This window comes from Pseudomonas sp. 210_17 TE3656, from assembly GCF_054821965.1.
In genome coordinates this window covers 5,615,386-5,632,764 of sequence record NZ_JBTRBC010000001.1, presented here as the reverse complement: position 1 = coordinate 5,632,764, position 17,379 = coordinate 5,615,386, and the positions used below count along the sequence as shown (strand labels likewise).

Annotated in this window: 18 protein-coding genes; 8 read left to right on the top strand and 10 right to left on the bottom strand. The window is 59.7% G+C overall.

The genetic code is table 11. From position 1 onward, the window contains the following. Positions 1–237: 237 nt before the first annotated feature. The 7 genes from ACVI9W_RS25670 to ACVI9W_RS25640 all read left to right on the top strand — a co-directional run bounded on the left by ACVI9W_RS25670 (position 238) and on the right by ACVI9W_RS25640 (position 7,532). Positions 238–2,385 carry an FUSC family protein gene (locus ACVI9W_RS25670; protein ID WP_461531756.1) on the top strand — a complete coding sequence of 716 codons (2,148 nt, stop codon included), beginning with the start codon at positions 238–240 and terminating at the stop codon, positions 2,383–2,385. Then, entirely contained in the window at positions 2,375–2,575 is a 201-nt protein-coding gene (locus ACVI9W_RS25665; RefSeq protein ID WP_038611108.1) for a DUF1656 domain-containing protein, read from the top strand. The genes ACVI9W_RS25670 and ACVI9W_RS25665 overlap by 11 nt, the downstream gene beginning before the upstream one ends. A 4-nt stretch (positions 2,576–2,579) precedes the next feature. Further along, positions 2,580–3,521, top strand: a complete 942-nt coding sequence (locus tag ACVI9W_RS25660) for an HlyD family efflux transporter periplasmic adaptor subunit (RefSeq protein ID WP_461531755.1) — start codon at positions 2,580–2,582, stop codon at positions 3,519–3,521. Positions 3,522–3,601: 80 nt separating this feature from the next. Then, on the top strand, positions 3,602–4,069 hold the full coding sequence (locus tag ACVI9W_RS25655; protein ID WP_038611102.1) for a sterol desaturase family protein: 468 nt from the start codon (positions 3,602–3,604) through the stop codon (positions 4,067–4,069). A gap of 192 nt (positions 4,070–4,261) precedes the next feature. Then, positions 4,262–5,179, top strand: a complete 918-nt coding sequence (locus ACVI9W_RS25650) for a pyridoxal-phosphate dependent enzyme (RefSeq protein WP_461531754.1) — start codon at positions 4,262–4,264, stop codon at positions 5,177–5,179. Further along, positions 5,180–6,001 carry an AraC family ligand binding domain-containing protein gene (locus ACVI9W_RS25645; RefSeq protein ID WP_461531753.1) on the top strand — a complete coding sequence of 274 codons (822 nt, stop codon included), beginning with the start codon at positions 5,180–5,182 and terminating at the stop codon, positions 5,999–6,001. A gap of 124 nt (positions 6,002–6,125) precedes the next feature. Next, on the top strand, positions 6,126–7,532 hold the full coding sequence (locus ACVI9W_RS25640) for a purine-cytosine permease family protein (RefSeq protein WP_342622214.1): 1,407 nt from the start codon (positions 6,126–6,128) through the stop codon (positions 7,530–7,532). 28 nt (positions 7,533–7,560) lie between these two features. Here ACVI9W_RS25640 and ACVI9W_RS25635 read toward each other — a convergent pair whose 3' ends face one another. From ACVI9W_RS25635 to ACVI9W_RS25590, 10 genes are all read right to left on the bottom strand, one after another. Next, positions 7,561–8,406 (bottom strand): MrpH family fimbial adhesin, encoded by an 846-nt coding sequence (locus ACVI9W_RS25635; RefSeq protein ID WP_461531752.1) that lies wholly within the window; start codon positions 8,404–8,406, stop codon positions 7,561–7,563. 5 nt (positions 8,407–8,411) lie between these two features. Beyond that, the gene (locus tag ACVI9W_RS25630) at positions 8,412–8,948 is read right to left on the bottom strand and encodes a fimbrial protein (RefSeq protein WP_461531751.1); all 537 of its coding nucleotides are present in this window, start codon (positions 8,946–8,948) and stop codon (positions 8,412–8,414) included. Positions 8,949–8,956: 8 nt separating this feature from the next. Further along, entirely contained in the window at positions 8,957–9,463 is a 507-nt protein-coding gene (locus tag ACVI9W_RS25625; protein ID WP_461531750.1) for a fimbrial protein, read from the bottom strand. Further along, complete coding sequence (locus tag ACVI9W_RS25620) at positions 9,460–9,945, bottom strand: fimbrial protein (protein WP_461531749.1); 486 nt, start codon at positions 9,943–9,945, stop codon at positions 9,460–9,462. Before ACVI9W_RS25620 ends, ACVI9W_RS25625 begins: the two co-directional genes overlap by 4 nt. Before the next feature lie 10 nt (positions 9,946–9,955). Continuing rightward, positions 9,956–10,531, bottom strand: coding sequence for a fimbrial protein (locus tag ACVI9W_RS25615; protein ID WP_461531748.1), 576 nt, complete (start codon positions 10,529–10,531; stop codon positions 9,956–9,958). 39 nt (positions 10,532–10,570) lie between these two features. After that, the gene (locus tag ACVI9W_RS25610; RefSeq protein ID WP_461531747.1) at positions 10,571–11,326 is read right to left on the bottom strand and encodes a fimbria/pilus periplasmic chaperone; all 756 of its coding nucleotides are present in this window, start codon (positions 11,324–11,326) and stop codon (positions 10,571–10,573) included. Positions 11,327–11,350: 24 nt separating this feature from the next. Continuing rightward, complete coding sequence (locus ACVI9W_RS25605; protein ID WP_461531746.1) at positions 11,351–13,840, bottom strand: outer membrane usher protein; 2,490 nt, start codon at positions 13,838–13,840, stop codon at positions 11,351–11,353. Between the two features lie 44 nt (positions 13,841–13,884). Beyond that, on the bottom strand, positions 13,885–14,433 hold the full coding sequence (locus ACVI9W_RS25600) for a fimbrial protein (RefSeq protein WP_461531745.1): 549 nt from the start codon (positions 14,431–14,433) through the stop codon (positions 13,885–13,887). A 70-nt stretch (positions 14,434–14,503) separates the two neighbouring features. Next, positions 14,504–15,061, bottom strand: coding sequence for a fimbrial protein (locus tag ACVI9W_RS25595; protein WP_461531744.1), 558 nt, complete (start codon positions 15,059–15,061; stop codon positions 14,504–14,506). Between the two features lie 176 nt (positions 15,062–15,237). Further along, on the bottom strand, positions 15,238–15,864 hold the full coding sequence (locus ACVI9W_RS25590) for a response regulator (protein WP_461531743.1): 627 nt from the start codon (positions 15,862–15,864) through the stop codon (positions 15,238–15,240). Positions 15,865–16,072: 208 nt separating this feature from the next. Between ACVI9W_RS25590 and ACVI9W_RS25585 the strand changes: the two genes are divergently transcribed. Next, positions 16,073–17,284 carry an EAL domain-containing response regulator gene (locus tag ACVI9W_RS25585; protein ID WP_461531742.1) on the top strand — a complete coding sequence of 404 codons (1,212 nt, stop codon included), beginning with the start codon at positions 16,073–16,075 and terminating at the stop codon, positions 17,282–17,284. Positions 17,285–17,379 lie beyond the last annotated feature (95 nt).

Below are 17,379 nucleotides of genomic sequence, written 5' to 3'. Positions count from 1 at the left end.
TGTCGCAATCGACTAGAGCTACTGTCCAATGCAGGACTCCTGTATAGGCATGCAAAAATGCGGGCGAGAAACTAACGTTCAAAAGCAGCAGGGTCAAGGTTGTTTTCATGACAATTGCTTCCCCAACCCACTGGAACGCCACTGTTCCGGATTTGCAACGCTGTAGTGTGTGAACGCCGCTTCCGCCGGCCCGCCGCTGTGGCTAAGGTAAGCATCACGGCGCGGTGAGGGAGCGGTATGCAGCCACTGATCAATTATTTCAAGATGGTTATGCATCCGGGGCCGGACACCTTTCGTTTTGCCCTGCGGACCATCGTTGCCTGTCTGCTGACCCTGTACCTGGCCTTTATCTTCGACCTCGACCAACCGAAATGGTCGATCATGGCGGTGTTTATCGTCAGTCAGCCGCTGGGCGGCATGACCTTGCAGCGCAGCTTCGCCCAGGTGGTGGGTACCGCCGTCGGGGCCGCGGTGGCGGTGCTGATCATGGCGCTGTTTCCCCAGGCGCCGTTGCCGTTCATTGTCACCCTGGCGCTGTGGCTGGCCTTGTGCACCGCGGGCGGCACCTTGCTGCGCTATACCAGTTCGCATGCCTTCGTGCTCAGCGGCTTTACCGCCGTAGTGGTGGCCATGCTGGCAATCCCCGAGCAGGACAATACCCTGATGCTGGCCATTACCCGGGTCACCGAAACCCTGCTGGCGGTGGCCTGCGTTTGCGCGGTCAGCCTGCTCAGTGCCCGGCCGCAGGCGGTGGCCACGGGCTACTTCGGTAAAGTCGACAACCTGATCAAGCTGATGGCCGCGCATGCTGCTGCAGCCATTCGCGGCGAAGAAAGCGCCGCAGCCTTCAGCCAGCGACAGATGCAGATTCTCGGTGAGATCAGCGCGCTGGAAGGGCTGCGCCGTCATTTGTATTTCGATGCCCCCCACCTGCGCAGCGCCAACGACCTGGTGCAATTGCTGGGCAACCAGCTGGTGCTGCTCAGCTCGCGGCTGACCGTGCTGCGTAATCAGAAGCTGATGATCGCTGAACGTTGGCAAGGCGCGTATCCAGACTTCATCAACCAGTTGCTCAGCGACGAACTGGCGTTTCTCGATCAAGTGGCGCAACAGGGCAGGGCCATGCCCGCCAGTGCACGGGAACACTTCAGCGCCCTGCAACGGCGCTTTGATCAAGCCGCCCTGCAAGCTGAGCAACTGGCGCCCGATTTGCCGCCGACCTTGCGCTCCCTGGCGTGGGCGTTGCGTTGGGAGCAGGCGCGATTGCTTGAGCAATTGAGTGAAATGCTCGAACTCAGCGACGCCATTCAGGACGGTCGCGCAGGGGACTGTCTGTACCGCCAGGCGCGTACCAACCCGTTGCATCTGGACTTTCGCCTGGCGGCGATGAACGCCAGTCGTGCTTTTGTTGCCTTGCTGGTCGCCGGGCTGATCTGGATCGAGACGGCGTGGGACGGAGCCCGCGCCGGGGTCATTCTGGTAGGCATTCTCTGTTCGCTGATGGCGACCTTTCCGCGTCCGTTGATGGCGGCACAGAACTACGTGCGCGGCTTGGGCATGGCCTTGCTGGTCTCGGCGCTGTACCAGTTCTGGCTGATCCCCCAGGTGGTCGATTTCGAGATGCTCGCGCTGTTGTTATTGCCGTTGCTGTATGTGGTTGCGGTCGGACTGTCGACGCCAATGACTGCGGGGATCGGCATGGGCCTGGGATTGTCCAGTTTCCTGATGTTCGGGCCGCAGAACATCGGCGCCTGGCAGAACACGGCGATTCAGTGGTTCGAGTTTGCCGGCGCCTATGTATGTGGCGGGGTGCTGTCGTTGCTGGTGTATGCCTGGCTGTTTCCGTTCAACCCGCAGTTGCGTATCGAGCGGTTGTTCCGCGAGACCCGTGAACAGGTGTATGCCTTGCTCAAGGGGCCGAGCTCCGATGAGCGCCAGTTTGCCTTCGAAAGCCGCATGGTTGACCGCCTGACACTGATCATCGGGCTGTTGCCGGCCACACAGGACGCCCGCTCAAAGGGGCTGTTCGAAGTCAATCTGGCCTGCATGGCCCTGGGCGTGGCGTTACGCCAGTTGCAGCAGCAGGGACGGGCTAACCTGTTGCTTACAGACAGCACCCGTACGCGGCTGGAACAGGTGCTGCGCGACACCGGTCGCTATGTGGCCGGGCGAACCCGGGGGCAACTGGCGGTGCTGCTCGACACCCTGCAAACCTTGGGCGAAGAGCTCGATGCCCTGCACAGCGAGCAATTCACGGCAGCGGCTGAGCAGTTGCGTTCGCTGTTTCGCATTCGCGTCGCGCTGTTGGTGATCGCCGGCTTCCTGCGTCACTACAACCGCTACCTTGATCCCGCCGCCGAAGGAGAGCCAGCCCTTGCCCATTGATTTCGAAATCGGCGGTGTTTACCTGCCGCCGATTGCCCAGGCGCTGTTGTTGGCCATGCCGCTGTTGTTTGCCCTGTTGTGGTTGTTGCAGCGCCTGGGCGTGATGCAGCGGGTGTGGCACCCGGCCTTGTTCGAGGGCGCGTTGTACACCTGTATTTGTGCCTTGATCATCCTGTTCATGGGGAGCTGAAACGGTGAAGAAGCTTGTGGCCCAGGCGTCGACCCTGGTAATCGTGGCACTGGCGCTGATCCTTGGCTGGTTCGCCTGGGAGCACTACACCCGTGCGCCCTGGACTCGCGATGCGCGGGTACGAGCGGACGTAGTGACACTGTCGGCCGATGTCGCCGGGCGCATCGTCGCCCTGCGGGTCGCCGACAACCAGCACGTGGACAAGGGCGAGCTGCTGCTGGAAATCGACCCGGACCGTTATGCCCTGGCGGTCGAACATGCCCGTCGCGCCATCGAAGTCGCCCGTGCCAGCGAAGGTTTGGCCCAGGCGGCGATTATCGCCAGCCAGGCCTCGCTCAAGCAGCGTCAGAGCGAAGAGCTGCGCCGGCGCACCTTGAAGCAAACCGCAGCGATCTCCGGCGAAGAGTGGGAAAAGGCCAGCACCGATGTTGCCGTTGCCCAGGCCGAGCTGATGCGCGGGCAAGCCAACCTGAGCCTGGCCAGCGCCAACGTACAGCTGGCGACCGCAGCATTGACCCAGGCGGAACTCGACCTGCAGCGCACGCGTATCTATGCGCCGGTCAGTGGCTACGTCACCAACCTGTTGACCCGTCAGGGTGACTACGCCAGCGCCGGTGGTCCGTTGCTGGCCTTGGTGGACAGCAGTTCGTTCTATGTCAGTGGCTATTTCGAGGAAACCAAGCTGCCGCGCATCCAGATAGGCAATTCGGTGCAGATCGCACTGATGAGCGGTGAACACTTCGAAGGCAAGGTGCAAAGCATCGCCTACGCGATCACCGACCGCGAAAATGCTCCGGGCAGCCGCCTGCTGGCCAACGTCAACCCCAGCTACACCTGGGTCAAGCTGGCCCAGCGCATACCGGTACGGATCGAGATTGATCCCGAGTATGCCGGCAAGGACAACCTGCGCGCCGGAACCACAGCGACGGTGACCGTGCGCCAATAGCGTGACGAAATGCCTCCTGCCGGGCGGGTCAAAATGGTAGGCTCTTGGCCGTTTGTGCCCACCAGCCGATAGATGTCGCCATGATCCTCAACCTCGCTGTTTTTCTCTGCACCCTGACGGCCATGGAGGGCATCGGCTACCTGGCGCATCGCTACATCATGCATGGTTGGGGCTGGTTCCTGCACCGCTCGCACCATGAGCCGCACCTGGGGGCGCTGGAAACCAACGACGTCTACCTGCTGGCCCTGGCGCTGATTGCCTTCGCGCTGGTGGCCATTGGCCGCGCCGGGCATGCGCCGTTGCAGTGGGTCGGGGCAGGGGTGGCGGCGTTCGGGGTGATCTACGTGATCGTGCATGACGGCATCGTGCACCGGCACTGGCCGTTCAAACCGCGACCGCGTAACCGATACCTCAAGCGTTTGTACAAGGCGCACTTGCTGCACCATGCGTTGAAGGGGCGGGATAACAGTGTGTCGTTCGGCTTTCTGTATGCGCCGCCGATGCACAGGTTGAAGCGGCAGTTGCGCGAACGACGCCGCCAAAGCTGACAACTATCTGGTACATCCTCCGGTGGGAGCGGGCTTGCCCCGCGATGCAGTGTGACTGACAAACCGCAATCGCGGGGCAAGCCCGCTCCCACCGGCCATCAAAGCTTGAGGTTCGGGGGAATGCGCAATTTTGTACAAGATCGCCCGGCGTGATCAGCGTACGCTGGAGTTGTTCCCTACTGGAGTTAGCGCATGAGCCTGCATATCGAAACCCCGCTGCTGGCATCCCGCCCGCTGAGCCTGGCCAGTGGCCTGGACGTCTGGCTGAAACTGGATGCTTTGCAGCCCTCGGGCTCGTTCAAGTTGCGTGGTATTGGCGCTGCCTGTGAGGCTTATGCCAAACAGGGAAAACGCCGTTTCGTGTCGTCGTCAGGCGGCAATGCCGGGATCGCCGTCGCCTACGCTGGCCGTTGCCTGGGGCTGACAGTTACGGTGGTGGTGCCGGAAACCACCACCGAACGGGCCAAACAGCTGATCCGCCAGGAACAGGCCGAAGTCATTGTCCACGGCAAGGCCTGGCACGAGGCCAACGCCCTGGCGCTGTCGCTGCTGGGTGACGACGATGCCTACATCCATCCCTTCGATGACCCGCTGCTCTGGCAGGGCCATGCCAGCATGATCGATGAAGTCGCCGCCAGCGGCTTCAAGCCGGATGCCGTGGTGCTGTCGGTTGGTGGGGGCGGGTTGTTCTCCGGTGTTTGCGAAGGCCTGGCCCGCAACGGTTGGGGGCAGGTGCCGGTGTTTGCGGTAGAAACCGCAGGTGCGGCCTCGCTGGCTGCCGCCATGGCCCAGAAGCAGCTGGTCGCGCTGGACAGCGTCAACACCGTGGCCACGTCCCTGGCGGCCAAGCAAGTGTGTCAGCGTGCATTCCAGTGGACGCAAGAACGTCCGGTGCATAGCCACGTGATCAGCGACCGCGAGGCACTCGATGCTTGCGAGCGGTTCCTCGCTGACCAGCGCATTCTGGTCGAGCCGGCCTGCGGTGCGGCGTTGGCCCTGGCTTATGCGCCAACAGAAGCGCTCAAGCAGTATCAGAAGGTGCTGGTGATCGTCTGTGGCGGCGTCACCGCGAGCATCGATCAGATCCGCCAGTGGCGGGCGGCCTGCTAGTTGGATAGCGTCATCCATCAAGCCCCCGGGCATCCAGGTGTGCGCCTGATCGATGCGCGCTACCAGCAATTTGCCTTTCCGCGGCACTTTCATCTGGAATATCACATCGGCCTGATCGTCGCCGGCCAGCAGCGCTATGCCGCAGGCGGCGAGCAGCAGCTGGCCGGGGCAGGGGACATCCTGCTGATGGCGCCGGAGCACGTTCACGACGGCGCCAGTGCCAACGACCAGGGCTATGGCATTCGCATCCTGACCCTCGACCCGGTTTGGCTAGCCGAGGTCAGCCGTGACTTGAGCGACGGCCGTCAGGGCTTGCCGGTCCTCAACGCCGCGCAGTTACGTCATCCGCAGCTGCAGCAGCTGCTCAATGGTTTGCATCAGCAGCAGGACTCGCTGGCATTTCAGAGTCAACTGTGGGAAGCCCTGGCGTTGTTGCTCGGACTGGGCTCGACCCTCAAGGTCAGTGAGCCCGGCAACGGCTTTGATCCGCAGCGTTGGCAACAGCTGCGCGACTGGCTTGAATCACGCCTGGATCAGCCGCCTGCTCTTGAAGAAATGGCCGCGTTCGTCGAATTGAGCCCCTGGCAGCTGCTGCGCCGCTTCCGCAACCATTGCGGGCTGCCACCCCAACAATGGCTGACCCAGCTACGCCTGGAACGGGCCTTGCCACGGGTATTGGCGGGCCAGTCATTGAGCGCGATTGCCCTGGACTTGGGCTTCTACGACCAAGCGCATTTCAGCCGATTGTTCCGCCGCACTTATGGCGCACCGCCGCGTGCTCTGCAGGCGAAAAAACACCCGGCAATATTTTTTAAGGTCTGAAGGAACATATTTAGTAATTTTCCTGGCTTCGCGCATTGCTCATGATCACTCCTACAAGAAAGCGCCTTTCGTGCCGGCGCGATCGAAGTACGTCCACGTACTCATCCTTGCCTTGGAGTTCGTCATGACCACCGCAACATCCGCTCCGCTTATCGAAAAACACACGATCGGATACGTGCCCCCACAAGATCGCCATGGAAAGGTGAGAGACCTGTTTACCCTCTGGTTCGGCGGCAACATCGCGCCGCTGCCGATTGTTACCGGCGCCCTGGGCGTGCAGCTGTTCGGGCTGAACCTGGTCTGGGGCATCATCGCCATCCTCGTTGGCCATCTGGTCGGCGGCGTGCTGATGGCGCTGCATTCGGCGCAAGGTCCGCAGATGGGCATTCCGCAGATGATCCAGAGCCGGGCCCAATTCGGCTCCTTGGGTGCACTGCTGGTGGTGGTGATTGCCGGGGTGATGTACATCGGCTTCTTCGCTTCCAACATCGTCCTGGCCGGCAAGTCGCTGCATGGCGTGGTCGACAGCGTGCCGGTGCCGGTGGGTATCGTCATCGGCGCCCTGGGCTCGGGGATCATCGGCATCATTGGCTACCGCTTCATCCATGTGCTCAACCGTATTGGCACCTGGGTGCTGGGCGTGGGCATCGTGCTCGGCTTCGGCTACATCCTCACCCACATCCAGACCGCTGACTTCCTCACCCGTGGCAGCTTCAACATCTCTGGTTGGCTGGCGACGGTATCGCTGGCGGCGCTCTGGCAGATCGCCTTTGCCCCGTATGTCTCGGACTACTCGCGCTACCTACCGCAGGACGTTGGTGTGGCGTCGACCTTTTGGGCTACCTACCTGGGTTCGGCGTTGGGTTCGAGCCTGTCGTTCGTGTTCGGTGCGGTGGCGGTGCTGGCCACTCCGGCGGGCATGGACACCATGGATGCAGTGAAACTGGCCACCGGCAGCATCGGCCCGTTGATGTTGGTGCTGTTCCTGCTCAGCGTGATCAGCCATAACGCCCTCAACCTGTATGGCGCGGTGCTGTCACTGATCACCCTGGTGCAGACCTTCGCCCACCGCTGGATCCCTACCGCCAAAAGCCGGGCAGTGCTGTCGCTGGTGGTGCTCAGCGGTTGCTGTGTCGCGGCGATTGGCGCCTCGGCGGACTTTATCGGGCACTTTGTCGATATGGTCCTGGCCCTGTTGGTGGTGCTGGTGCCGTGGACGGCGATCAACCTGATCGACTTCTATGCGATTCACAAGGGCAAGTACGACATCGATTCAATCTTCCGTGTCGATGGCGGTATCTATGGCCGCTACAACCCGCAGGCATTGCTGGCTTATGCCATCGGTATCGTGGTGCAGATTCCGTTCATGAACACACCGTTGTATGTCGGTTCGGTCTCGGCGTATATCGATGGTGCCGACCTGTCGTGGCTGGTTGGCCTGCTGGTGACGTCGCCGCTGTATTACTGGCTGGCCAGCCGGGATTCGGCGTATCGCCGCCGGCAGATGTCGATGCAGTTGGCTATGCGTTAACACACCTTCCATAGACACACACCACAGCTCAAGGCGGAGAAACAGTGATCACCGTGGAGCCGGAAAACGGCCCCGGGGTCACTGTTCCGCGGGTACTCAAGGTCGAGGTGATATCCAGCGGGGTGTTCAGGCCATCTGCAACCGCCACATTGATGCCCGTTGTGGCGTTCTTGCCGTTTACAGTGATCTTCGAGTACAGGCTGCCGTCGTCCCTGAGTCGTACGCCATAAGCATTTGTTCTGGAGGCCGAGACGGTCACGCTGGCCGGGCCCCGGCATTGCAGACTGAGCTGGGTCGAGGCCTTCGCCCCGTCCAGCGCATTGTCGGGCAGGCTTTTATGGTCGATGGTGGTATCGCCCGTGATTTCGCATTGCAGCACCGGCGTTGCAACACGGGTACATGGGCCGAAAAGGCCGATGCCGCCGCCAAGGTCGGGCCCGATTCTCGAGTAACTGAACGTTATGCAGACTTCATCGCTGGTGTATTTAGCAGGGACCAGAATGGATGCACTCAGCGGTATTCGAAGACCTTTGTAATACAGATCCCATTGCAGGTCGTTCATAGACGAGCTGCCACGGCGAACCGGCACCTCCCATTCGGCGTAATACCCAACTCCGCTGTAGTTCCCGGGACGTTTGTTCGCGACAAGCCCAACTCTACAGATGGTTTGTCGCGGATCGTCCGATTGGCACGGGTTAGGCCGTCCTGCCTCGCCCGACATCCAGTCGTTCACTGTGAAGTAATGACGTGTGCCACCCGGCTCGTAGCGACTCTCCGTTGTAGTGATGATGATGGCGTGTGCTTGCACCGCAGCAGCGGATAACAGCACGGATGCCACGGCGCTGCCTAATGCAGATGCGGAGGGCTTTTTCATGATGATTACTCGTAACTCAATGCAAAGGTAAGGGATGCCCCAAATTCGCCCAGCCCAAGGGCGCGCCTGGCCAGCACCTCAGGGTCGCCTTGCAGGTAAGCATTAAAACTGAGCAGGTTGTCGCCACTGGCCAGTTCCCCCATGCGGTGGGTCTTGTTCAATGGCATGGCTGTACCGCCGGTGGTCTCCAGGCCGATGTACAGGCCTTGGACGGTAGCGCTCTGGAGTACCAGCAGGCCCGGCGGTGCGGTGCTTTCGCTGCCACTGAAGGTGATGCTGACCATGCGCTTGCCGACGTCGAGGTCGCAATTTTGCAGACGCAACTTGATCGGGTGACCACGGGTTCTGCCGTGAAGATAAAGGTCCTTGTCGATCACGCCTTGGAAGAAATCCGGACTTTGCAGCTGATCTTCTTCGGCGAGCACACAAGGTTCATTCACCAGGGTGCCGGAGAAGTACAGGTTGTCTTCTATTGCCTGTGCGGCAGGCAACCAGAGGCCGGCGACGATCCAGGCGCTGAGGTTCATGGCCCACTTGCCCATAGGTGCTCCTAGTAGAGTTCGGCGATCAACAGCGCAGAGGCTGTGAAGTTGGTGCTGGGCAACTCGGCGCCGATCGACTTGACCGGTACGGCTTCGAGCACCGGCAGGTTTGTTGTGTTGAGATCGATCTCTCGGGGTTGATTGGGAATCAGTGCGGTACCGCCTAGCAGCACCCGGATGCCCAGGTCGGTTTCCGACGTTTTCAGTGCGCTAGGGTCGAAATATGCATCAGCCCCTATGAGGGTCAGGCGCATGTGCCAGGTAATGCCGGCGTCAGCGGCGCCCGGGCATTCGATCTGGTAGGGAATCGTCTGGCGGCGGTAGTCCTTGCCATCGATCCGGTTGATCGCGATGTTGCCTTCAAAGCGCACCTCCATACGCCCGCCCTTGTCGCTGACAGTGCAGCCAGGCGGGGCAAACAGCTGGCCGCTGAACTGCATGTTGGCCTCGCCCAGACAAGGCAAAGGCAAGGCAGCGGCCGACAGCATCAGCAAAACGCGGAGCAGGGTATTCATCGATAGTCCACCACCAGAGTTGCGCTGGTGCTGAACGCACCGGCCTTGAGTTCGCTGTTCTCGCGTTTGACCAGAACCGCTTGCAGCACTGGCCGTTTGTTGGTGTCGAAGTCGTCCCAGGTATTGATCGCCAGCGGGTTACCGTCTTTTTTCAGGGCGACGCCGAGGTTTTCATGCCCCGGAACCCCTAGCAACGCGGTGTTGAATCCCGCGACGTCACCGCGTACCTGCATCCGTAGTTCATTGCTTGCCGAGCGACTGCAATCCAGTGAGTAGTCCAAGGTGATGGTCTTGTAGTGACCATCAATGCCAGCGGTCTGCACATCGCCAAAGGGTGCGGCAATGGGTTTGTTGTTGTTGATCACACAGGGAATCGCGGCAAAGACAGTGCCTTTGATCGTCACTGTCTGCTGTTCAGCGCTATGCGTCGGCGATGCGCAGCCAAGCAGCAGAAGCACAAATGCAGTACGTGCGGCAGTCATGCTCAAGCCCTCAGTCATAGGCCAGGTTCACATTCAGGCTGGCGCGGAAGGGCCCCGGGCGCAAAGGCGCGGCGGTGCGCTCGGGACGGATGTAATAGGTCAGCTGGCTTTTTCCCGGCGACACGAACCAGACCGGAGCAGTGCGGCCCAGACGTACGTCCTGGCCCTGGACATCGAGCAGGCGCAGGCCGAAACCTTCGGCGCCAGCCACCTTGATCAGTTCGGGGGTGTCGGCATCGGCAACCGCCTTGAAGGTCAACGCCACCACTGGCTCAATTGCGCTCCAGATCAGAGTTCCATGCTGACTGTCGCGTCGGCCACCGTCACTTCGCACACAGCCTTGCAGCTTGAGGTGCAGGGCCACGGGTGTGCCCTGATCACCAACGCGCAACAGCCGGGCGGTGTTCAGGTCGCCCAGATACAGGGTCTGATAGGCGGAGCTGGGGTCCAGATAACAGGCGCTTTCAAGCAAGGTCCCGGTTACCTGAAACTCGGCGCTCTGCGCCAGGTTGTCAGCGGCATGCGCCAGGGATGCAACAGCGGTACTGCAGAGCAGGGCTGCCAGGCAGCGACGGAATCCAGGCATCATCGTTTCCACTCACTTGAAGAGGTCATGGCTCAGGTGTCAGCGTTTACTGGCGACGGCGCTGGCGGTGCAGGTGTTCGCCACACAACTGAACTGCAGCTGCGGACGGCCGCCGAAGTCATTGACGTAGGTCAGCACCGGCTTGTCGCCCAGCGTCTTGCTGGTCAAACCCAGGTCGAGCTGCGACTTCGGGGCGATCATCAAGGGTTTGAAGTCGGTCGCGCTGGCGGCCTTGAGGTCTCGCGTGGCATCGATCACGGTGATGAAGTAAGGCGTCGGGTTATTCACCACATAGCGATCAGCCTGGCGCGTCAGGGTCAGTTTTTCCTGCCAGGGGGTTTCATTCACACCGGCCTTTGCGGCGATTGCCGCGGGCCGGTAGAACAGCTTCACCCGCGTTTGCAGGGCAATCTGCAAGCTGTTCGGTTTATCGCTACGGGGCGGAATTTCGCGCAGGTTGAAATAGAACAGCGATTCGCGGTCCTGAGGCAGTTGGCCAAGTTCCGGCAGGCCCTGGATTTTCAACTGACTGTTACCGCCGGCTTCCAGGCGCTGGATCGGCGGCAGCACGACCAAAGGGCTGGTGATCTTTTCGGCTTGCTCGTTCTCGATCCAGGCCTGGGCCAGGTAGGGCAGTTGCGCGTTCTGGTTGCTGATGCTGATGCTCACCGATTTTTCGCTTCCGATAAAAATCACTCGGGTGCGGTCCAGCGACACGGCTGCCAGGCTGGTTTGTGCCGTGCAGGCGCCGAGCAAGGCGAGCAGGGGCAGGGTGTTACGTTTGAAACTGATCATTAAGTAGGTACCTGTTACAAAGGATTAAGCAGCGGCGTTGTCCGCCTCGCTGACGGGCTGGCACACCAGCTCCAGTTGTCGTTCAGGCGATACCACCTGGTCGGGCAGGGTGAAACGGCAACGCGCGCTGCCGCCCCAATGCAGCGACATGGATTCGCCCGGCTTCATGCCGCTCAAATAAGTCGATCCTTGTTCGCCGACGATGCCGGTTTCCTGGCCTCGGCTGTTCTGCGCGCTTGCGCCAAAAGGCGGGGCGCCGCGATTGGCCATGCGGATAACGACCATGGCTTTGTGGCCAGCGATGACATCGAAGCGGCGAAAGCCGATAGCACCTTCGGTCAAGGTCGCCTGAGTGGTCGACTGGGTGGCCTCGACATCGTCGGCCAGCTTGTCCAGTTCGATACTGGCCTGGTTGCGGTAGTAGCTGTTGACGTCGGTAATCACCGCTTTGCCGAAGCGGTTGGTACGGGTTACCCCGCCGTTACCACGGACTGGGACGCCCGCCACGCCCTGGGTATCGACCAACAGTCGTGTACCGCCCATGACGCTGCTGCGGTGCAGTGCTGCACCTTGGCCGGTGAGTGTGGCGCCGCCTTGCAGGGACAGGCCGACCGAGGTGTATTCACCGGTCTGGTAACTGGCGCTGGCCACTACTTGGGCCTGATCACCATCATGGGAGAGGTAACCACTGGCGGTTTCGCCGCTTGAAGACTTGCCAGCGCTGAGCATGTAGTGGTTGCGTTCATCAATGCGGTCGTAATAACTCAGGCTATGGGTGTTATCACCACGGTTGGCCGAAGCGCTATAGCTGATCGAACTACTGTTGCCCCAGGGGATGCTGAGCGACAGGTAAGCGCCGTCATCGGACGTTCCATTGGATTTGTTCTGGTACGCGGTCAGCGACAGGCTGAGGTTTTTCAAACCGCCCACATTGAAATAGCGTGACAACGACAGGCTGTAGCGATCGCTTGCCTGGCTGTTCCAGTAGGTCTGGTGGTTGTAGTTGAAGAACACGCTGAGATCGGAATCGCGAAACTGCTTGCTCAAGGTTGCGGTATACAGCTCCTTGCTCTGGTTCAGCGGTTGGCCGCCACGGCGGTTTTCGATGAACTCGTTCATGCTCAGGTAGTTCTCTTCGGAGAACCGGTAGCCGGCGAAGGTCACCTGGCTGTCGTACTCGTCGAAACGCTTGGAGTAGCTGGCACGGTAGGACTTGCCGCTCAGGGTGTCCTGGTCCGGCAATGTCGCCCGCGATTGGGTGACGTCAACCGACAGGGCGCCGAACGCCATCAGGTCGCGGCCCACGCCCACGGCCAGGGAACTGTAGTCCTTGGCGCCGAGGCCACCGCCATACAACGACCAGCCATTGTCCACACCCCAGGAAAACTCACCGGTGGCGAAGGCCGGCCCCTCCAGCTGATGCTCCCAGTCGGAGGGTTTGCCCGCGGCGAGTTTGTAGCGCACCGTGCCAGGACGGGTCAGGTAGGGGATGCTGGCGGTGTCCATCTGGAATTCCTGGACGCTGCCGTCCTGTTCTTCGACGCGCACATCAAGTTGGCCAGAGACCGCATCGTTGAGGTCCTGGATACGAAAAGCGCCTGGCGGTACCTGGGTGTCGTAGAGCACCCGGCCTTGCTGGCGAATCACCACGCGCGCGTTGGTGCGCGCCACACCACTGACTTCAGGGGCATAACCCCTGAGGTTGGGCGGTAGCATGTTGTCGTTGCTGCTCAGGTTGGCGCCGGTGTAGCGAAAACTGCCGAACAGGTTGGAGTCCAGGTAGTCTTCGCCAAGGATCAGGCTCGAGCGCAGTGACGGCACGGCCCGCAGCGCATAAAAGCGGCTCCAGGCAAATTGCTGTTGTGACGGCTGGTCTTCACTGCGTTGCATTTGAGTTTGCCAGTCGCCGCGCAAGCGCCATGCGCCCAGGTTGATGCCGGCGACGCCATTGCCACTGAGATTGTCGCTACGGCCTTTGCCGCCCTTGCGCTCGGTGGTTTGAGCGTTGAAGTTGTAGTCGAACAGCAGTCCGGAAACACCTTCATCCCAGCGTGAGGGCGGGTCCCAGTTTGCTGCGGTGTATTCCAGCTGATCCTGCGGGATGCTCAGGTACAGCCCGGCAGTGCTCAGGTCGCCACGTGCCAGCATGCCGGGGACACTGCTGAGGTCCAGGCAGGCACCCGCGTTCCACCAGATCAGGCCCTTGAGCGTCTGTTCTTTCAACCCCAGTTCATTGACCAGCTCTGGGGAAATACAGGCAACACTGCTTTTCGGATTGTCGTGCGCAGGTAAATAGACAACCGTAAATTCCGTCAATGAATCGCGGTTCACATGTACCTTCAACGTATATTGACCGGGCATGATGAAGTTCGCCGATGCAAACACCCCGAGATCAAGGTTTTCGCGATCCTTGAGGTCTAGTACATCGGTGTTGAATTGGAACTCTTCGGCCGCACTTGCCCACGCTGCAACACAGCACAATGCAGTGGTAGCCAGTACCTTTCGGTGATCCACGTGACAAAATCCTTGAGGGACACTGCGCAATGAGCGTCTGCGGTTCAGAAGTGCTGAATACTCAGCTTGATCGTGGCGTGAAAGTCGCCCGCTTCGAGTACATGCCCGCTACCCACTAATGCCAGTGAATAATTGAGCATCAGCAAGTCGGCAGACAATGAACTGTGCTCAAGCAACATACCGGGCGAGATCAACTTTCCGTGTTCATCCTTTATTTGCAGTGCGATACCTTTGGCGGCACCCTGGACACTGAAATACTTGCCGTCTTGTTCGCCTTCGAAGGTTAATTTGAAACGCTGAGAAGGACGGGTAGTGCTGCGCGAACCGGGACTGATGCAATCGCTGACATAGATGTTCAGCGATTGTTGAGATGCGCTGTCGCCGCGCGCCAAACCACTGAATGCAGTGGGTTTGAAAGCGACCGTCTGACTGTCGTTGCCTACGTGAATACTACAGGCACTATCGACAATACTGCCGATCAGTTGCACGCGCCCCTTGAGCGCGGAGTTGAGCGTCGGCTCAGCAGCACAGGCGGGCTGGGCAAGGACATACAGGACCAACGGCATCAGCAGCGCTGCGGTTGAGCGAGTCATCTAAACCTCCGCAAGCTCCCCGAAGCACGCACGGGGTGCGTACTTCGGGACACCTCAGTGACGATGCGCGTTACTGATAGCTAAGGGTGAAGTTGGCGAGGGATTCGAAGTTGCCCGGGGTAACAACAGCAGGTGTTGCTTCGCCACCGCCGCCTGAAGCGATCATGTCACCCTGCAGGTAAGCGTTGAACATCAGATAGTTATCACCATTGGACAGCAACTGCGCAGACGACTCGTTGCCGTTCTTGATCAGGTCACCGTTGTGGTCGGCAATAGCCAGGCTCGCGCCAGTGGTGCCTTTGATGGCGAGAAGATCGGCGGTGCCCCCAGGCATACCGGTGAACTTCGCAGTCACCGACTTCAAGGTATCCAGGTCACAGCCGAGCAGTTCAATTTTAAAGGGGGTCATCTGCGACTTGCCGCCGTTCTTCAGCGCGACGTTGGCAATCTGCGCCATTTCAACTTCTTGATAAGCAGAAGATTGAGCGATAGAGCAAGGCGCATCGATAATCGAGCCCTTGAAGGTAATAATCCCGTGACCCTGGTCTTTTTCTGCAGCAACACTAACAGCAGCAGTAGCTGCCAGGGAAACTGCCATGATTGCGCCGGCCAACGTACTAAATTTCATTTCACACTCCTAGATATAAATTGATGTCCTTGAAGGGGACTCAATGGAACACTCTCTCAGCTGCGGTATCTGTGCACCGTTGAGCTGGGATAAGTTTAGGAGCGAGGGGGGGAGAAGGGAGTAGGACGTTGCCGACGCAGGCCTAGGAAATTTCCTACAGAGTCATTGGGTGCCGCTCAGGGCGTCAACGCATTGCGTTTGGCGAACTCGGCCAGATCAACCAATGAAGTAGCGCCCAGTTTTTGCAATAGCCGGGTTTTGTAGGTACTGACGGTCTTATTGCTGAGAAAGAGCTTTTCACCAATCTGCTTATTGGAGTAACCCTGGGCCAGATACTGCAATACGGTCACTTCCCGATCGGTCAGTGATTGAATCTGTTCACGCTCAGTCAGTTGTTCCGACGAATTGACACTGTCGAATGTCAGGGCAGGGAAGAAGCTATAGCCGGCGTCCACCGCCTTGATTGCGGTGATAAGACTGCCGAGGTCTTCTTCCTTGTTGACGAAGCCGCGGGCGCCCAGCTGGATGCAGCGGCGGCACACCGAGTCGGCCGGTTGTGAAGTGAGGATGAGTATCTCGCTGCGCACATTAAGGGCTTTGATCCGGGAGATAACGGTAAAGCCGTCCAGCTTGGGAATGCCGATATCGAGGATGACCACTTGTGGTGTCAGATCGCGTACCAGCTGAAGCGCATCAACGCCATTGTCTGCTTCACCGACCACACGCATGCCGTGCTTTTCCAGTAGGACCCTGACGGCAAGTCGAATGACCGGATGATCGTCAACTATCAGAACGCTATGCATAGTGTGATTTTTACCTTGAGAAAACGCTTGTCACGGAACGGCACAACCTGGGCTGTAAAAGATTAACACCATTAATCGAGCAGGACAGGGCTGTGCGTTCTTGTAGTTTACCTTAGGAAAATTCCTAGGGAGCATGGGAAATCTCCCATGGAGGTGTAGGAAGCGTGCCTCGCACAATGCCTCTCCCTTTTTTGCGTGTAGACCTGCAATGCAAGACTTGACTGTTCTGGTCCTGGAAGATGAACCCTTCCAGCGCCTCGTGACCGTGACCGCCCTGGAAAAACAACTATCGAGTCCTGTCTTGCAAGCGGCAGACGGTGATGACGCTGTGGCTATCCTGGCCGCCTGCAGCTTTGTGGATATTGTCCTGTGTGACCTGAATATGGCGGGCATGGATGGCCTGGCCTTCCTGCGTCATGCCAGCAGCAGTGGCAAAGTCGGTGCGGTGGTGCTGTGCAGTGAGCTGGACCCGATCTTGCGCCAGGCTACTGTCGCGATGATCCACTGCCTTGGGCTGACCTATCTCGGTGATCTGGGCAAGCCGTTCAACCTCGAGGGATTCCGCCCGCTGGTCAAGCGTTACCACGAACACTGCAAAGCCGCACCAAGGTTGCTGTGCCCTGCAGAACTGCCATGCCTGAGTGACGTAGAGCGGGGCTTGGATAACGGTGAATTCGAGGCGTACTACCAACCCAAAGTCACCCTTGAGGGGCAGCTACTGGTCGGGGCAGAAGTGCTGGCGCGCTGGAATCATCCGCAGTGGGGCGTGCTGTCGCCTGCGCATTTTTTATCGCTGATGGAACAGCACAATCTGCTCGACAGGCTGTTCTGGCATCTGTTCGAACAGGGGCTGGAGCTGCACCAGTGCCTGACGGCACAAGGGCGCGTGGTCAACCTGGCGTTCAACCTGCATCCTGGACAATTGGCCTGCAATGCACTGACCGAGCGCATTCCGCTCTTGCTCAAGCGCGCAAAAGTGCCGCCGAGCAGGGTTATGTTCGAGATTACCGAATCCGGTCTGATCAGTGCGCCTGCCAGTAGCCTGGAGAACCTGGTACGCCTGCGTATGCTCGGCTGCGGCCTGGCCATGGACGATTTCGGTGCCGGTTACTCTTCTCTGGATCGACTCAGTGAGCTGCCGTTCAACCAGATCAAGCTCGACCGCACGTTCGTGCACAAAATGCAAAGCCAACCCCGAAGCGCCGCGATCATCAGCTGTTCAGTGGCGTTGGCGCGGGCGCTGGATATAACGCTGGTCCTTGAAGGCGTAGAGACGGTCGAGCAGCAAGCACGCCTGATTGAACTGGGTGGCACCCTTGCCCAGGGCTTTCTGTTTGCCCGACCCATGCCGGAAAGTCACTTTATCGACTTTTGCATGGCGCAGGCGCAAGCCACGGGAGGGGCAGGCACTGATGAGTGAACGACGGCAACGGCTTTGATTTATCATTGCACCAGCCATGACGGCTATCCAGCATCTCGCCGTGTTTCTGGATGAACTGTCTTCAACCCACTGGC